Genomic DNA, 205 nt, shown 5'->3' on the forward strand with positions numbered 1-205 from the left:
CGCACCATTATTTAGAATGTGTTTCTTTCATTAGATGACCATTCATTGTTGGGCTATCGCCAAGCGGTAAGGCACTGGCTTTTGATGCCAGCATTCCCTGGTTCGAATCCAGGTAGCCCAGCCATTACAACGTTACTTAGACAAACCATAAGTCTTCTTAACTATACTCTTCGCTAGAGTAAAAGCTTTGCTGCGGTCGTGGCGG

1 tRNA gene is annotated in these 205 nt (G+C 45.4%); it reads left to right on the forward strand.

The window, feature by feature from the left end:
- Positions 1–49: 49 nt before the first annotated feature.
- Positions 50–124: transfer RNA gene (locus AB4329_RS17850), tRNA-Gln, on the forward strand.
- Positions 125–205 lie beyond the last annotated feature (81 nt).

The organism is Vibrio sp. 10N.261.54.A5, assembly GCF_041471145.1.
GTDB classification, from domain to species: Bacteria; Pseudomonadota; Gammaproteobacteria; order Enterobacterales; family Vibrionaceae; genus Vibrio; species Vibrio crassostreae_C.